Source organism: Pseudomonas fluorescens (assembly GCF_030344995.1).
In the GTDB taxonomy this organism is placed as follows: domain Bacteria; phylum Pseudomonadota; class Gammaproteobacteria; order Pseudomonadales; family Pseudomonadaceae; genus Aquipseudomonas; species Aquipseudomonas fluorescens_BF.
This window is the reverse complement of the sequence record NZ_CP128260.1, coordinates 610321-623656: the sequence shown is the minus strand read 5'-3', so window position 1 is coordinate 623656 and position 13336 is coordinate 610321. Positions and strand designations below refer to the sequence as shown.

Below are 13336 nucleotides of genomic sequence, written 5' to 3'. Positions count from 1 at the left end.
AGGTAGCGCACGCCCGAACAAGAAAAAATCTGACCGACAGGAAGCGACCGTGACGTTCATTTCTTACGCACAGAATTTCGAAGACATCCGCCTGTGGCGCGCCCTCAAGTTCTTTGAAAACGGCTTCTACATCGATGTCGGCGCCAACGACCCGATCCACGACTCGGTGACCAAGGCGTTCTATGATCGCGGCTGGAGCGGCATCAACGTCGAGCCGATGCAGAACTTCCACGACGCCCTGCGCCAACAACGCCCGCGTGACACGACCCTGCAATGCATCGCCAGTAATGAGCCCGGCGAAGTGACCTTCTACGGCATTCCCGGCACCGGCCTGTCCACCGCCGACCCCGTCACCGCTCAAGAGCGCCGCGACCTCGGACTCGACGTACGCAGCCTAACCGTCAAGGCCCGCACCCTGACCTCAATCTGCGAAGAACACGCCGCCAGCCGCGAAATCCACTTCCTGAAAATCGACGTCGAAGGCCACGAAGAAACCGTGCTGCGCGGCATGGACTTAAGCCGCTTCCGCCCGTGGATCATCCTCATCGAAACCCCGTTCGAGCGCGACCACACCTGGGAACACCTGATCACCGACGCCGGCTACACCAACGTCTGCTTCGACGGCCTCAACAGCTACTTCCTGGCCGACGAACACCTGAACCTCAAACCGGCCTTCGACATGCCGCCCTGCCAGCTCGACAACTTCCAGCTATGCCTCGGCCACCCCTTCGCCCACCCCGTCAGCCCCGGCGAAGCCGACGCCCTGGCGCAAATCAGCGCCGCCACACAACGCGCCGAACACGCCGAAGCCCAACTGCGCGCACTCCAGAACAACCGCGCCTGGCGAGCCCTTCAGAAACTGCGCAGCGTCCTGCGCCGAGCCTGATCGAAGCCCGCGCAAAAATAGTCTGAATTCAGGGGTTTACAGAAGCAACCGAGCCGCTATAATCGTCGCCCACACGCCGGTATAGCTCAGATGGTAGAGCAACTGACTTGTAATCAGTAGGTCTCGGGTTCGACTCCTGATGCCGGCACCATACAAAACAAGGCCTCGCAGCGATGCGGGGCCTTGTTGTTTCTGCAATACGTAAAATTCGACGTAAAATTCCCTCCCTTCCCTTGCTCAACCTCCCCTGACGCTCAGCACCCGGCCTACACAAAGTCATTTTCATAAAGTGATATCATATGATATCGTTTCATTTGTTATCGTTTCATATCATGTCATTACGGAGAGAATCATGATTCTGCTGATCGGCTGTGAGAAAGGCGGCGCGGGTAAAAGCAATATCGGGGGCAACCTCGCGGTATGGGCGGCGATTAAAGGCGTGGACACCGTGGTTATGGATGCTGACCCGCAAGCCACTGCCGCCAAGTTCATTGCGCGGAGGAATGATGCAGGGCTACCGGTCGTACATTGCGTTCAAAAGACTGGAGACGTGTTCGCAACAGCGAAGGATCTCGCCCAGCGTTATCAGCTCGTAATCATTGATGCTGGCGGTCGTGACAGCAAAGAGCTGCGCACGGCGATGGTGGCGGCGGATCGGATGATCATCCCTACTCAGGCGAGCCAAGCAGACCTTGAAACTCTCCCGCACCTCGACGAATTGATCGGGTTGGCGCAGGGCATCAACCCCAACCTCGAAGCCTTTGCTGTTTTGTCACGCGCACCCACTAACCCGGTGATCAATGAAGTCGCCGACGCCAAAACCCTGCTCGTAGAGTTCGAGAGCTTCACCCTGGCCCGATCGATCATTCGCGATCGCAAGATTTACCGGGACGCATGGCTGAAAGGAATGGGCGTAGTGGAGATGGGCAACAGCAAGGCACGGGCAGAAATCCAGTTGCTCGCCGACGAGATGTTCCCTCACCTCCTAAGCAACGAGGCAGCGAGCCATGCCTGACTTCAGAAGAAAGCGCGACGGAGCGCTGTACACCACCAGCCTGACTGTCCAGCGTCGCCCAGGCTTCGACCACTGGGGAGACTGCTACCGTCTCGTTCCCATCTGGGAGGGTCGCACCCACTACAAGACGGTCACTGCCTTCAATCGTGAGTTCGTGACACTCGCGGGTGAAAAGCCGTGAATGTCGTGCTGGAGTGTCTCAAGCACGGCCTACGATTCGAGCAGCCAAAAGATTGGGCGGAGATGAAGCTCGGCGCACCAGCCTGCTGGCAATGCATGGCCGAAACACTGAAAGCAGAAAGCCTGCGCCTCGCCGAGATGGAAAAGCAGCGCGACATGCTGCTGGCAGCGATTGAACTGAAACTGACTCTCGAAGTGAAAAACTTCGACCGGAGCAAGCAATGAAATCGACCGAAAAAACGGCTCGCCGCACCATCCTGCAGCGCCTGTTCCGTGGCGGTCTCGGCCGCCCCCTGATCAACTTGTGGGTGGAAGAGCGAACCTGTGGCTATGGTCAGCGCATTACCGAAAGCCGTCTGAATCTGGGACGTTACACGGTGCTGCACTGGGAGCGAATCCATACGGATATGGATCAATTCGACCGAAGCGAATAGACATCCAGCGCTATCACGCCACCACTCCAAGCGATATCATTTGATATCGTTGCATCTGATATCAAGCGAAAGGGATTGTTATGGCATTCGACGTAAAACCCAAGAAGCCACCGGTAGACCCTGCGGCGCTGGCTGCATTTGCAGAAGGTGCCGACACTCACACAACGGCGCCGGTAGCTCCTGCCGCCGCAGCTCCGATCGGCAAAGTCGAACAAGAAGGCAAGCTTACCGAAAGCATGTTGTTTCGCTGCTCGAAAGCGACTAGCGACGAGTTCGCGTTTGTGTACGAGAACACCAACGTGAAGAGCAAACAGAAGTTACTGGAGTCGATCCTGCTGCCGGAGATCCAGCGGCGCGCTGCTGAAATCCGATCGAAGCAGTGACCGGAAAAGATGGCCATCAAGCCCCGCGCGATCGGGGCTTTTTTTCGCCTGGACGAAAGCAATCATGCGCGACTGTATACGTGCGCGCACGCCTCACGCGGGGCGGGTGCAATTTTCAAGTCGGAGGGGGTACAAGAAAAAGGTAACGCCGGTCACGATCCTTTGAGATGCCCAGCAAGCCCACGATCCAAAAGGGTTTAACACTATTGAATAAAGGTAATTGAATAGTAACTACGTAGTAACTGTATTACCTTTTATAAGAGTTAGTTACTTAATATGAATAACCCATATAAATCAAGCACTTACAGATAGATTACCAAATCAGTTACCCCCGATTACGCATATAAGGTAATCAGAAAACTTCAATAAAAACAAAGGCTTGAACCAGATAAAGACCGCGATGACTTCGGTTACCCGTTTCCCAGAATAGACCCTCTACCTGACCTCGCAGAAAGCTGCACTGCAAGCGCTTGGGTGCATGATTCTGCAAGTTTTTTAAACCCCTGACACCCCCTTCGAAGCCCACGGCGCACGGGGCCTCCACCGGACTCATGCAGGTGCATATTTAGTGGCACGAAAGGCGCGCAGGCGTGGCGGGGTAACGAGTCCGCGCGCTGGGTGATAATTGGGGTGGCCGGGGAAGGCCGGGCAAAAAAAAACCGCCCTCTCGGGCGGCTGGGTGTCGCAGTCAGCGTCAGGCGGTGCCGAGGGCAGCCATCTCGTAGGGCTTGAAGGTCACCACCTCTTCGCCGAGCCACTGGTTCAGCTCCTTGAAGCGCTCCTGCAGCGGCACGACCTCGTGGTGGTAAAAGACCTGGGCAGCTTTGCCAGCGTCACCGAACCCGCCAGTGTTGTTCGGGATAATGCCCATCAGCTGCGGCGGCACTCGGTGCGCCGCCATGATGTCATCGCGGGTCACGTTCTTGATGTTGAAGAACTCATCCTTGGCTGCCACCTCAGACACCGGGATAACCTGAAGGCCGTCCTTCTTTCCGTTCGGTGCATACACGAACAGGTTGCGGAAGTTGCCCGGCCCCTTGCTGTCCTTCAGTGCCTTGCGCAAGCCGTTGACGTCCTGCTCGTTCTGAGCGGCATCGGTCATGTACAGAATGAATCCAGCGTGCGAACCGTTGAGGTAGTACTTGCGCCGGAACAGCGTGGCGCTCTCGTTCAACCATGCCGCACTGAGGGACGCCAGATACTCCGGCAGTCCATAAACCTCCTGATTGATGTCAGGTTCCATCAGATGGAACAACGAACCTTCGGCGAACTCATGCTCCATGCCAAAGCTCGGCACGAACCAGTAGCGGCTGAGGTCGCCACCCCTGCGGACATACTTTGCCAAGGCTGGCTTGAGGGATAGAGTGGTTTTCATTCGGCTGTCCCGACGTTCCAGATAGCCGTTGCCGAAGGTGAGATAGTCCAGCACCCACCGAGCAAAGTCCGATCGCGACAGCAGGCGGTGAGGTTGAAAGGTGCTGACCAGAATGTTGCGCTTCACTTGGATCGCGCTACCGTGATGCACGGCGGCACGGTACGACCGGGCCAACCCTTCCCAGCTCACCGGAGGTTCGTACCACAGACCGGCGTTCAGGCACTCGGCATAGTCGAGGATCTCGCGCCGATCCAGAACCGGCACGGGATCCCCAAAGCTGAAGGACATAGCCCCGGCACTGGACTCAGGTGAATCAACAATCGCCTGCGTGTTGGGCGTGTTCGACATCAGTAAATCTCCATGAAGCCGGAGTTGCTCGGGGTAGTCCCCTCCAGCGGTTCGTTGTAAATGGCGTGCATCGTTGCCCACGCCAGATCGGCGTGGCTCACTTCTTCGGATCGGCCAGCAGCGAAGGTCACTTGCCTGCCGCTTGGCGTGGTGGTTTTCTTGATTGCCATGAATGCGGCGGCGATCTCGGTTGCACCGGCATCGAATTCAAGCCGCCCTTTGCTGATCACGTCGTACGCTTTCAGCACCAACTGAGTTTTGACCTCAACGCTGTAGTTGAAGCCTCGGGCATCGGGCCGGAACTGTTTCACCAACTGGTAAACCCCGCCGCCGAGCCCCGTGACGTCGATGCCGATATACGTCACGCGGTAGCGATCGCAGATCTTGCGGATTGCTTCAGCCTGGGCAGCGAAGTCCATCCCCTTGAACTGATGTCGCTCAAGAATCCTGAACTTGCCACCGGCCACCAATGGCGGCGCCAGAACGACGAGTGCGGCTCGGTCGCCCGTGTCGGCAGGGTCGTAGCCCACCCACACTTCGCGACCACCAAAAGGCCGAGTAGCAAAGGGTTTGTAGTCCTCCCACAACGCCCAGCTATCAACCATGCAGGCTTGCATTATTGACAGACTGAACACGCTCGCGCCGTCGTCTATGAACTGGCACATATAGAGCTGCTCGAAGTCATCCGGGTTTTTTTCGAGCCGCAAGCGATCGACGTTGAACAGATTGCAGCCACTCCGCTCTGCATCAATGATGTTGACGATCTGGCGGTATTGCCCGTCTGCGCAGCTCATCCCCGGCCCAAGTGCCTTATGGGATATGTCGAGTTTGATCTGCTGGTTTTTTGGTCGGCCTCGGTTGAAATGCTCCCCGCTCCAGAACGGATAGGCCTCGTGTGAAATGGCCGATGGAGTAGAGAAATAGGTCTGCCGGTATTGGGCTTGGGATGCCATACCCGACGCGACGTTCTGCAAGGTTTTGAACCGGGGAATCCAGAAGTACTCATCCAGATACAGATTGCCGTGATAGCTCTGCGCGGTACGGGAGTTAGTGCCGAGAAAAATCAACTCTGCCCCGTTGGGCAATTTGATCGGATCCCCCTTCAACTCCACTCCCGCTGCGTCACGGGCAAAGTCGAGTATGTAGGACTTGAACTGATGTGCCTGGGCCTTGCTGGCAGACAAAAAGATCTGATTGCGCCCGGTCTGCAGGGCGTCAATGAGCGCTTCACGGGCAAAGTAATACGTCGCGCCTATCTGTCGGGACTTCAGCAGGTTGCGGATCCGCTCCGTTTGGCCCGCCCTGAACCAATGTTTCTGGTAGCCGAACAGCCCATCCATAAACGCGCCATTCAACTGTTCAAGCTGCTCATCGCTGATAGCGTTCTTCGCGGGGGGCTTGCGCGGCCCCTTGTTCCGGTTGGCTACATTCGGATTGAGATCGACTTCATTGCCTGTCTTCTCGTATCGCTTCACGCGGGCCAGCCGCTCGATCTGCCGACCGAGCAGATCAATTTCCTTGTAGTCCTTCCCCTCCTTCGACTCCTTGAGGATCAGCTGAATGAGCTGCGCTTCGAGCGTGCTGCCAACACGTTCAATCGGGTCGGAATCGTCCCAAGCATCCCGCCGTTTCCAGCTATGGATCGTCGCGGGCTTCTCATTGAGCTGCTCGGCAATTCGAGCGATACGCCAGCCCTGCCAGTAAAGGGCACGGGCGCGGCGGCGGGGGTCTAGGTCGGAAGTAGTCTCGTTCATGGCGGCAAGCATGCCGTTGCGCGCGTGCGACTTCGTATCAGCTCTTGTTGTGCTGAGTGCTGGCACATCAGCCCGTCGTTGCCTGCCATTGCCAGCGATCCCCAACATGGCTGCGTCAATCACCCAGCCCGACTGGGGAACATCGCAAAGGACAGGAAATGGCCAGCAAATCGAAAAAATTCCGCATTGCCACCGAAGGCGCAACCACCGACGGCCGCGTTATCGAACGTAGCTGGATCGAACAGATGGCTGCGAACTACAACCCGGCCAAGTACGGCGCACGCGTCAATCTGGAACATTTCAAAGGCGTTCTGCCGGACAGTCCGTTCAAGCGTTATGGCGATGTTCTCTCGCTGACCGCTGAAACGGTGGATGACAACAAGCTCGGTCTGTTTGCGGTGATCGACCCGACTGACGAGCTGGTCGCGATGACGAAGGCCCGTCAGAAGATTTACACCTCCATGGAAGTGCATCCGAGCTTCGCTGATACCAACGAAGCGTATCTGGTCGGCCTGGCAGTCACCGACGACCCGGCAAGCCTGGGCACCGAGATGCTTCAGTTCAGCGCCTCGGCTCAGTCCAGCCCGCTGGCCGCTCGCAAGCAAAGTAAGGACACGCTGTTCTCCGAAGCGATCGAGTTCACGTTGGAGCTGGACGCGGTCACCCCGAACGACGATGGCAAGACTTTGTTCAGCAAGGTGAAAGAGCTACTGGGGGTCAAGTCGAAAACCGATAACGCCAACTTTGCCGATCACGGCCAAGCGATCGAGATCATTGCCGAAAGCCAACGCGACTTGCTCGGGCGCTTCAGCGCGGTGAGCGATCTGGAACAGAAAGTCACCAAGCTTTCCGCTGACCTCGAAAAAGAGACCGGCGCTCTGGACGCACTTATCAAGCAGCTCAACTTCACGCCGGACAACAGTCCGAATCGGCCATCAGCCACTGGCTCGAAAGTCGCGGTTACCACCGACTGCTGATCCCTGAACGCACACCCCCTTTAGCAAGCCCGGAGCAAATCTATGCGCAATGAAACTCGCCAAGCCCTGAAACTCTATCGTGAGCAAGTGGCTCGGTTGAACGGCGTTGACACCGAGGCAGTAACCAGCAAGTTTGCGGTTACTCCACAGGTTCAACAAACCATGGAAAACAAGGTTCAGGAATCGAGTGAGTTCCTGAAGTCCATCAACGTCATCGGTGTTGTCGAGCAAGAAGGTGAAGCTCTCGGTCTGATGATTACCGGCCCGATTGCTGGCACGACCGACACGAACTCGGGCGAGCGCGAGACTCGCGACCTGTTCGAGATCGAGGGCAGCCGCTACCGCTGTGAGCAGATCAACTACGACACGCATCTCAAGTACGCGAATCTCGATGCCTGGGCGAAATTCCCGCAGTTTCAGCAACTCATCCGCGACGCGATCATTCAACGCATCGCACTCGATCGAATCATGGTTGGCTTCAACGGGACCAGCCGCGCGCTGACCAGCAATCGCACCACGAATCCGCTGCTGCAAGATGTCGCCATAGGCTGGCTGCAAAAAATCCGTGCGAATGCCCCGTCTCGCTGGATGAAGGAAGTCGGCCCCGGCACGGGCAAAATCAAAGTCGGCCCGAATGGCGACTACAAGACTTTGGACGCAGTCGTCTACGACGCAGTCAACAACCTCGTAGCACCGTGGTATCGCGAGGACACCCAACTGGTCGCGATCTGCGGCAGCGCGCTCCTGGCTGACAAGTACTTCCCGCTGGTCAATACCGTACAGGCCCCGACTGAGCAGAAAGCGGCTCAAGACCTGATTACCAGCCAAAAGCGCATCGGCAACCGTCAGGCGGTGACCGTTCCATTTTTCCCGGCGAACGCAATCCTGATCACCAAGCTCTCCAACCTGTCCGTGTATTGGCAGGAAGGTGCCCAACGCCGGAGCGTTCTCGACAACCCGAAACGCGACCGCGTTGAAACCTATCAGTCGTCGAACGATGCCTTCGTGATCGAAGACTACGAGTGCGTGGCCTTCATCGAAAACATCGAGCTGGAAGAGGCGGTTTAAACATGCCAACTCCCGCACAAGCACACTTCATGCGGGCCACCGCTGCTGCGGAAACTTCCGCAGCAGCGGAGGAAAACCCGCTCGCCCTTGCTACCGGCCATGAGCTGATGCTGCACAAGCTCGCAAATGATCGCCGTCGTCTCAAGGAAACACAGTCAACAGAGCTCAAGGCCGAGATCAAACGTGAGCTGTTGTCGGAGTACGTCCCGTATGTCGAGGGCGTACTGGCCGCAGGCACAGGCGTCCAAGACGAGGTGCTGATGACCGTCCTCATCTGGCGCATTGATGCCGGTGATGGACAGGGAGCCATCGAAATCGCCCGCTACGCAATCGCGCATCAGCTCTCACTCCCGGACCAGTTCAAACGCACCACCGCAACGCTCATTGCTGAAGAGTTCGCCGACCTCGCGAAACGCGCCCGCGACGGTGGTTTGCCGGTGGATGTGACCTCCCTGAATACAGTTCTGGAGATCACGAAAGGTCAGGACATGCCGGATGAGGTACGGGCGAAGCTCCATAAAGAGATCGGTCTTGCACAGCGGCTGTCGATCGGCGAACCACCGTTTTCTGCCGAGCAACTGGCCCTCGGTCACAACGCGCTGGAACACATGAAGCGGGCCATGCAGCTCCACGACAAGGTCGGCATCAAGAAAGAAATGGAAAAGCTCGAACGCGAGCTGAAGAACTCGACTATCAGCGGTGCTGATAGCTGACACCGGGCGATACCCGCGCACCAAGGCGGCAGGGGGTGACGGCAGGCTTGCCTCGCCAAAACCCCCTCCACCGCCTTTTTTTACCGGAGCGATTCATGAGCGGTTTTGTAGCCACGGACGAACTCATCAGCAGTGACTCCCCGGAAAACACCGTCCGAAACTCGGGCTTCTTTCCTGACATCGACCTCGCGGATCTGCGGGAGACCGTCCGGCTTGACGGCACTGTTAGCCATCCTCGCCTGTACCACGCGGCAGTCGAAGCCATCACCAGTGCGAACCGGGATCTTCGAGACTGGCGTATCACCCAGCAAGCCGCAGGCTATAGCACCCTTGATAACGTACCCGCCGAGACGATCGACGGCAAAAGCGAGCTCGTCTACTACTACCTGCGGGCCGTGTACTCCACTGCCTCAGCAAACCTCCGTGAGCGCTATCGCGACTCCGACACAACAGCCGACGGCCACAAGGCTGCCGACTCACTCGAAACCCCGATCGACGATCTGCGCCGGGATGCCCGTTGGGCGATCCGGGATCTGCTGGACGTTCCTCGATCCACGATCGAGCTCATCTGATGCAAGTCCGTGCCCAGCAGGGTGACACCTTAGATGCGCTGGTGTGGCGTCACTACGGGCGCACGACCGGCGTTGTCGAGGCGACATTGCAGGCCAACCCGGATCTCGCCGCGCTCGGCGCCGTACTGCCGCACGGCACCTTAGTCACCCTCCCCGACCTACCCCCTCCAGCGAAAAACCGTCTGGTTCAACTTTGGGATTGAAAACAAATGGCCGAGCCAGTCTCCACCAGTTATGCAACAGGATCCGTCGTCGCCGTCGGATCGCTATCCCTGCTCCCCGGAGTTGAGTCAGCGGTAATCCTTGGATCCTTCGCCGGGGCGGTCGTCTTTGTCCTGGCATCAACCGATCTCACCAACGCAAAGAAGGTGGGGTTCTTCGTCATCAGTTTTATCGCCGGGATCCTCTGCGCCTCGATTGCCGCCGCGTTGCTGACCAGTCTCCTGCCGGATCGCATCGAAGTCAGCGAAGGCGTAGGCGCGCTGGTTGCCGCCGCAGTTGCGGTTCGTCTTCTGCTCTGGGTGATCAAGATCTCCGAAGACCCAGGCGCGCTACTGGCTCGATTCAAAGGAGACCGGAAATGAGCTACCTGCCGCTGATCAACAGTGTTTGCTGCGGCCTGATCGCGCTGTCGCTGATGTTCTTCAGCCGCAAGGGCGCAACGCATCGGCCATTTGCCTCACTGCTCGCCTACACCGTCACCGTCGCGGCAGGTTCAGTTCCGATCCTTCACATCATCGGTCGGCCATACCTGCCTGACCCGCCTCAGCTCGTTCTCAACCTGCTGCTTTGCATCGCCTTGATCTCCGTTCGCGGCAACGTGATCGAGCTGTGCAGACCAAGCAATTCAATGATGGATAACCGATTCGTTCGACTGCTACGGAGAGAGACATGGTTCTGAAAATGGATAGCCACGGCAGCGAAGTTGCCGAGCTGCAACGACTGCTCAACAAACGCGGGGCACAAATCTCGGTTGATGGATGGTTTGGCGTCTCTACCCAAGCTGCGGTGATCGAGCTGCAGCGCGGCGCCGGACTGGTGGCCGACGGCATTGCCGGCGCGAAGACCATGGCCGTGCTGACCGGCAAACCTTCGATTCGCGTTCTCCGTGAAGCTGATCTTCAGGCTGCGGCTGATCGCCTTGAACTGCCGCTGATCAGTGTCAAGACGGTCAACTCGGTTGAAAGTAACGGTAGTGGCTTCCTGCCGGATGGTCGCCCCGTGATCTTGTTCGAGCGTCACGTTTTCTACCAGCGCCTGAAAGCCAAAGGCGCCGATGTTGAAACTCTCTCGGCTCGTTTCCCGAACCTCTGCAACCCGAAGCGAGGTGGATATACCGGTGGTGCCGGTGAGTGGGCTCGGCTACGAAACGCACGCTTGATCATCGGCGATGCGTTCGCCGATATCGCCTACGAGGCTTGCAGCTGGGGTCTGTTTCAAATCATGGGCTACCACTGGGAAACCCTGGGCTACGGCAGCTCCGCTCAATTCGTCGAGAAGATGAGCGAAAGCGAAGGTGCGCAGCTCGACGCCTTTGTCGCCTTCATTGCAGCGGATCCGGTGCTGCACAAAGCGCTGAAAGCTCGCAAATGGGCAGAGTTCGCCAAGCTCTACAACGGCCCGGCATACAAAGAAAACCTCTACGACGCCAAGCTCGCTCAGGCCTATGAGCGTTTCGAGAGGCTGGCCGCATGAAGATCGATCACCTCCAGCTCAATGACGGCGACATTCTGCGCCTGCCCGATGACACCAAGCAGGAATGCATGCGCTGGCTTGCCAACGCAATTACCGAGCTGCACCCCGGCAAACGAATAATCGTCACCACCTGCGCGCTCGAAAAACTATCCGAGCGCGATCTCGCGGCAGCTGGGCTTTACCGCTCAGCACCGCAGAAAACTACTCACTGAGGGACACGCATGCCATCGCTCAGCAGTCCGCTCGCCTTGGCCTTGATTGCATGCATGGCTCTGGTTGGGGTGCAGCAATACCGAATCAAATCCGCCGAGGCCACGCATGTGTCCGCGCAGTTGGTCGAGGCGAACGACCGAGCCGATCGCGTAGATCAACAGTTGAGAGCGATTCAAGAAAACGCCGCAGACCGAGACCGGGCAAGCGCAGGTTTACGTGACCTGCTCGCCGACCTTCGGAGCAGCAATCAGCAGAGCAAAGAATTGTTCGAGAGGCTCACCCGTGAAAACAAAAACTTCCGCGACTGGGTTGCTGCTGAGCTGCCTGCTGCTGCTATCAGCATGCGTACCCGCCCCGAAATCGTCGGCGCCGGACAGTACCGAGCTTGGGTGTCCGCGCGTAACAGCATGCCGATTGCCAGCGAGCCATCCGACGAACAACGGCGAGCTCCTGCTCGTCCCTGAAGAGGTTGAGGAAGCCTGGGCGGCATGTGCCGCACAGGTAGACATGATCCTCGACTGCCAACTGAAAGCCGATAAAGCCAAGAACGAACGGAAGCATCCATGACTACACCTCAAGACCGCGCGCAGGGCCTCGAACAACGTCAACGTGATGAGGCGCTGGCTCGTCATTTTGCTGCGAATCCACCTGTCCTGACGCCGAGCGCGACTCATTGCGTTGACTGCGACGACCAGATCCCGCAGGCCCGGCGTGACGCCGTGCCCGGTTGCGATCGCTGCACTGATTGCCAAGGAGCGCGGGAATGAAAAAGCCCGACAGCTTGCGAGCCCTACTGAGAACCAGCGTTCCGCAGTTGAAGCGCGACCCGGAAAAGCTGCATATTTTTTTGGATGAGGGGAACATCATCGCGACGGCTGCGAACTCGCTGTCGTTCGAATATCAGTACATCCTCAACGCGATCGTCACGGACTATGAGGGGCACCCGGATACATTGATGATTCCGATACTCGGATGGCTCAAAAGCAACCAGCCCGAAATGATGTTGAACCGGGAAAAGATGCGCGACGGTTTCACGTTCGAGGCGGAAATCCTCAACACGCAGACGGCGGACATCTCGATCAAACTCAGACTCACTGAACGGATTGCGGTCACCGACGACCCTGCAACGGGGAAACGAACCATCAAGCATCTTGATGAGCCTGCACTCGACCCTTACGCGGAAGTCGAAACGTGGGAACTCATTATCCATGGTGAAACGGTGCAGACGACGTGAGCGGCATCGAAGCGCTAAACACCCGTCTCGATGGTTTACTGGCCCAACTTGAGCCCGGCGCACGCCGGGCACTTGCCAAAGCCATTGCCAAGGAAATTCAGCCTCGGCAGCGCAAGCGAATTGCCGACCAGTTGAACCCCGACGGCAGCCCATTTGCCAAGCGCAAACCCCAGCTCAGGCAAAAGGCCGGGAGAGTGCGTCGCACAATGTTCAGCAAGTTACGGACTGCTCGATACCTCAAGACGTCGGCTACCTCGAACAGCGCCGTCATCGGTTTTGTGGGCGAGGTTGAACGCATCGCGCGCGTGCACCAGTTCGGCCTCCGCGACCGGGTACAGAAAGGTGGCAAGGAAGCTCAGTACGCCCCTCGCGAACTGCTCGGTTTCACCGACGATGACGTCAGCGCGATTCACGACCTCGTAATCTCACACCTTGCCCGCTGATTAAGTTGTGCCGCCGCTCGGCACAACACACACGGAATGCCGAGCT

At 57.8% G+C, this 13336-nt stretch carries 20 protein-coding genes and 1 tRNA gene; 19 read left to right on the top strand and 2 right to left on the bottom strand.

Annotated elements, in window-relative coordinates:
- Positions 1-49 precede the first annotated feature (49 nt).
- The 6 genes from QR290_RS02860 (at position 50) to QR290_RS02835 (ending at position 2898) form a co-directional block, all read left to right on the top strand.
- The gene (locus QR290_RS02860; RefSeq protein ID WP_115076209.1) at positions 50-886 is read left to right on the top strand and encodes an FkbM family methyltransferase; all 837 of its coding nucleotides are present in this window, start codon (positions 50-52) and stop codon (positions 884-886) included.
- A 75-nt stretch (positions 887-961) separates the two neighbouring features.
- Positions 962-1037: transfer RNA gene (locus QR290_RS02855), tRNA-Thr, on the top strand.
- Positions 1038-1238: 201 nt separating this feature from the next.
- On the top strand, positions 1239-1901 hold the full coding sequence (locus QR290_RS02850; protein ID WP_289204304.1) for a division plane positioning ATPase MipZ: 663 nt from the start codon (positions 1239-1241) through the stop codon (positions 1899-1901).
- A 177-nt stretch (positions 1902-2078) separates the two neighbouring features.
- Positions 2079-2306, top strand: a complete 228-nt coding sequence (locus tag QR290_RS02845) for a hypothetical protein (RefSeq protein ID WP_289204303.1) — start codon at positions 2079-2081, stop codon at positions 2304-2306.
- Entirely contained in the window at positions 2303-2515 is a 213-nt protein-coding gene (locus QR290_RS02840; protein ID WP_289204302.1) for a hypothetical protein, read from the top strand. Before QR290_RS02845 ends, QR290_RS02840 begins: the two co-directional genes overlap by 4 nt.
- 80 nt (positions 2516-2595) lie before the next feature.
- Positions 2596-2898: a hypothetical protein gene (locus QR290_RS02835; RefSeq protein ID WP_289204301.1), complete on the top strand. Its 303-nt coding sequence runs from the start codon at positions 2596-2598 to the stop codon at positions 2896-2898.
- Between the two features lie 694 nt (positions 2899-3592).
- On the opposite strand, the gene QR290_RS02830 is transcribed toward QR290_RS02835, so the two are convergent.
- Together QR290_RS02830 and QR290_RS02825 are read right to left on the bottom strand one after the other, a co-directional pair.
- Entirely contained in the window at positions 3593-4621 is a 1029-nt protein-coding gene (locus tag QR290_RS02830) for a phage portal protein (protein WP_289204300.1), read from the bottom strand.
- On the bottom strand, positions 4621-6375 hold the full coding sequence (locus QR290_RS02825) for a terminase ATPase subunit family protein (RefSeq protein WP_289205266.1): 1755 nt from the start codon (positions 6373-6375) through the stop codon (positions 4621-4623). Before QR290_RS02825 ends, QR290_RS02830 begins: the two co-directional genes overlap by 1 nt.
- Positions 6376-6533: 158 nt before the next feature.
- Here QR290_RS02825 and QR290_RS02820 point away from each other — a divergent pair, with 158 nt between their 5' ends.
- From QR290_RS02820 to QR290_RS02760, 13 genes are all read left to right on the top strand, one after another.
- Positions 6534-7352, top strand: coding sequence for a GPO family capsid scaffolding protein (locus QR290_RS02820; protein WP_034153041.1), 819 nt, complete (start codon positions 6534-6536; stop codon positions 7350-7352).
- Between the two features lie 42 nt (positions 7353-7394).
- The gene (locus QR290_RS02815) at positions 7395-8420 is read left to right on the top strand and encodes a phage major capsid protein, P2 family (RefSeq protein ID WP_034153042.1); all 1026 of its coding nucleotides are present in this window, start codon (positions 7395-7397) and stop codon (positions 8418-8420) included.
- A gap of 2 nt (positions 8421-8422) precedes the next feature.
- Complete coding sequence (locus QR290_RS02810; RefSeq protein ID WP_289204299.1) at positions 8423-9133, top strand: terminase endonuclease subunit; 711 nt, start codon at positions 8423-8425, stop codon at positions 9131-9133.
- A gap of 95 nt (positions 9134-9228) precedes the next feature.
- Positions 9229-9705 (top strand): head completion/stabilization protein, encoded by a 477-nt coding sequence (locus QR290_RS02805; RefSeq protein ID WP_289204298.1) that lies wholly within the window; start codon positions 9229-9231, stop codon positions 9703-9705.
- Complete coding sequence (locus QR290_RS02800) at positions 9705-9908, top strand: tail protein X (RefSeq protein ID WP_034153045.1); 204 nt, start codon at positions 9705-9707, stop codon at positions 9906-9908. The genes QR290_RS02805 and QR290_RS02800 overlap by 1 nt, the downstream gene beginning before the upstream one ends.
- 6 nt (positions 9909-9914) lie before the next feature.
- Positions 9915-10289: a putative holin gene (locus QR290_RS02795; RefSeq protein WP_034153046.1), complete on the top strand. Its 375-nt coding sequence runs from the start codon at positions 9915-9917 to the stop codon at positions 10287-10289.
- A complete protein-coding gene (locus tag QR290_RS02790) occupies positions 10286-10606 on the top strand; it encodes a phage holin family protein (protein ID WP_289204297.1) in 321 nt (106 codons plus the stop codon). Before QR290_RS02795 ends, QR290_RS02790 begins: the two co-directional genes overlap by 4 nt.
- Entirely contained in the window at positions 10597-11400 is an 804-nt protein-coding gene (locus tag QR290_RS02785) for an N-acetylmuramidase family protein (RefSeq protein ID WP_289204296.1), read from the top strand. Before QR290_RS02790 ends, QR290_RS02785 begins: the two co-directional genes overlap by 10 nt.
- Complete coding sequence (locus QR290_RS02780; protein ID WP_289204295.1) at positions 11397-11612, top strand: hypothetical protein; 216 nt, start codon at positions 11397-11399, stop codon at positions 11610-11612. Before QR290_RS02785 ends, QR290_RS02780 begins: the two co-directional genes overlap by 4 nt.
- Positions 11613-11829: 217 nt before the next feature.
- On the top strand, positions 11830-12180 hold the full coding sequence (lysC, locus tag QR290_RS02775; protein WP_353739146.1) for an Rz1-like lysis system protein LysC: 351 nt from the start codon (positions 11830-11832) through the stop codon (positions 12178-12180).
- A complete protein-coding gene (locus tag QR290_RS02770) occupies positions 12177-12380 on the top strand; it encodes a TraR/DksA family transcriptional regulator (protein WP_289204294.1) in 204 nt (67 codons plus the stop codon). Before lysC ends, QR290_RS02770 begins: the two co-directional genes overlap by 4 nt.
- Positions 12377-12847: a phage tail protein gene (locus tag QR290_RS02765; RefSeq protein WP_289204293.1), complete on the top strand. Its 471-nt coding sequence runs from the start codon at positions 12377-12379 to the stop codon at positions 12845-12847. The genes QR290_RS02770 and QR290_RS02765 overlap by 4 nt, the downstream gene beginning before the upstream one ends.
- Positions 12844-13290: a phage virion morphogenesis protein gene (locus tag QR290_RS02760; protein WP_289204292.1), complete on the top strand. Its 447-nt coding sequence runs from the start codon at positions 12844-12846 to the stop codon at positions 13288-13290. The genes QR290_RS02765 and QR290_RS02760 overlap by 4 nt, the downstream gene beginning before the upstream one ends.
- Positions 13291-13336 lie beyond the last annotated feature (46 nt).

Excerpts from the sequence above, each read along its gene's own strand:
- QR290_RS02805 (WP_289204298.1), top strand. The coding sequence starts at position 9,229 with ATGAGCGGTTTTGTAGCCACGGACGAACTCATCAGCAGTGACTCCCCG.
- QR290_RS02785 (WP_289204296.1), top strand. The coding sequence starts at position 10,597 with ATGGTTCTGAAAATGGATAGCCACGGCAGCGAAGTTGCCGAGCTGCAA.
- QR290_RS02850 (WP_289204304.1), top strand. The coding sequence starts at position 1,239 with ATGATTCTGCTGATCGGCTGTGAGAAAGGCGGCGCGGGTAAAAGCAAT.
- QR290_RS02840 (WP_289204302.1), top strand. The coding sequence starts at position 2,303 with ATGAAATCGACCGAAAAAACGGCTCGCCGCACCATCCTGCAGCGCCTG.
- QR290_RS02810 (WP_289204299.1), top strand. The coding sequence starts at position 8,423 with ATGCCAACTCCCGCACAAGCACACTTCATGCGGGCCACCGCTGCTGCG.
- QR290_RS02800 (WP_034153045.1), top strand. The coding sequence starts at position 9,705 with ATGCAAGTCCGTGCCCAGCAGGGTGACACCTTAGATGCGCTGGTGTGG.
- QR290_RS02765 (WP_289204293.1), top strand. The coding sequence starts at position 12,377 with ATGAAAAAGCCCGACAGCTTGCGAGCCCTACTGAGAACCAGCGTTCCG.
- QR290_RS02825 (WP_289205266.1), bottom strand. The coding sequence starts at position 6,375 with ATGAACGAGACTACTTCCGACCTAGACCCCCGCCGCCGCGCCCGTGCC.
- QR290_RS02790 (WP_289204297.1), top strand. The coding sequence starts at position 10,286 with ATGAGCTACCTGCCGCTGATCAACAGTGTTTGCTGCGGCCTGATCGCG.
- QR290_RS02795 (WP_034153046.1), top strand. The coding sequence starts at position 9,915 with ATGGCCGAGCCAGTCTCCACCAGTTATGCAACAGGATCCGTCGTCGCC.
- QR290_RS02780 (WP_289204295.1), top strand. The coding sequence starts at position 11,397 with ATGAAGATCGATCACCTCCAGCTCAATGACGGCGACATTCTGCGCCTG.
- QR290_RS02770 (WP_289204294.1), top strand. The coding sequence starts at position 12,177 with ATGACTACACCTCAAGACCGCGCGCAGGGCCTCGAACAACGTCAACGT.
- QR290_RS02835 (WP_289204301.1), top strand. The coding sequence starts at position 2,596 with ATGGCATTCGACGTAAAACCCAAGAAGCCACCGGTAGACCCTGCGGCG.
- QR290_RS02820 (WP_034153041.1), top strand. The coding sequence starts at position 6,534 with ATGGCCAGCAAATCGAAAAAATTCCGCATTGCCACCGAAGGCGCAACC.
- QR290_RS02830 (WP_289204300.1), bottom strand. The coding sequence starts at position 4,621 with ATGTCGAACACGCCCAACACGCAGGCGATTGTTGATTCACCTGAGTCC.
- QR290_RS02815 (WP_034153042.1), top strand. The coding sequence starts at position 7,395 with ATGCGCAATGAAACTCGCCAAGCCCTGAAACTCTATCGTGAGCAAGTG.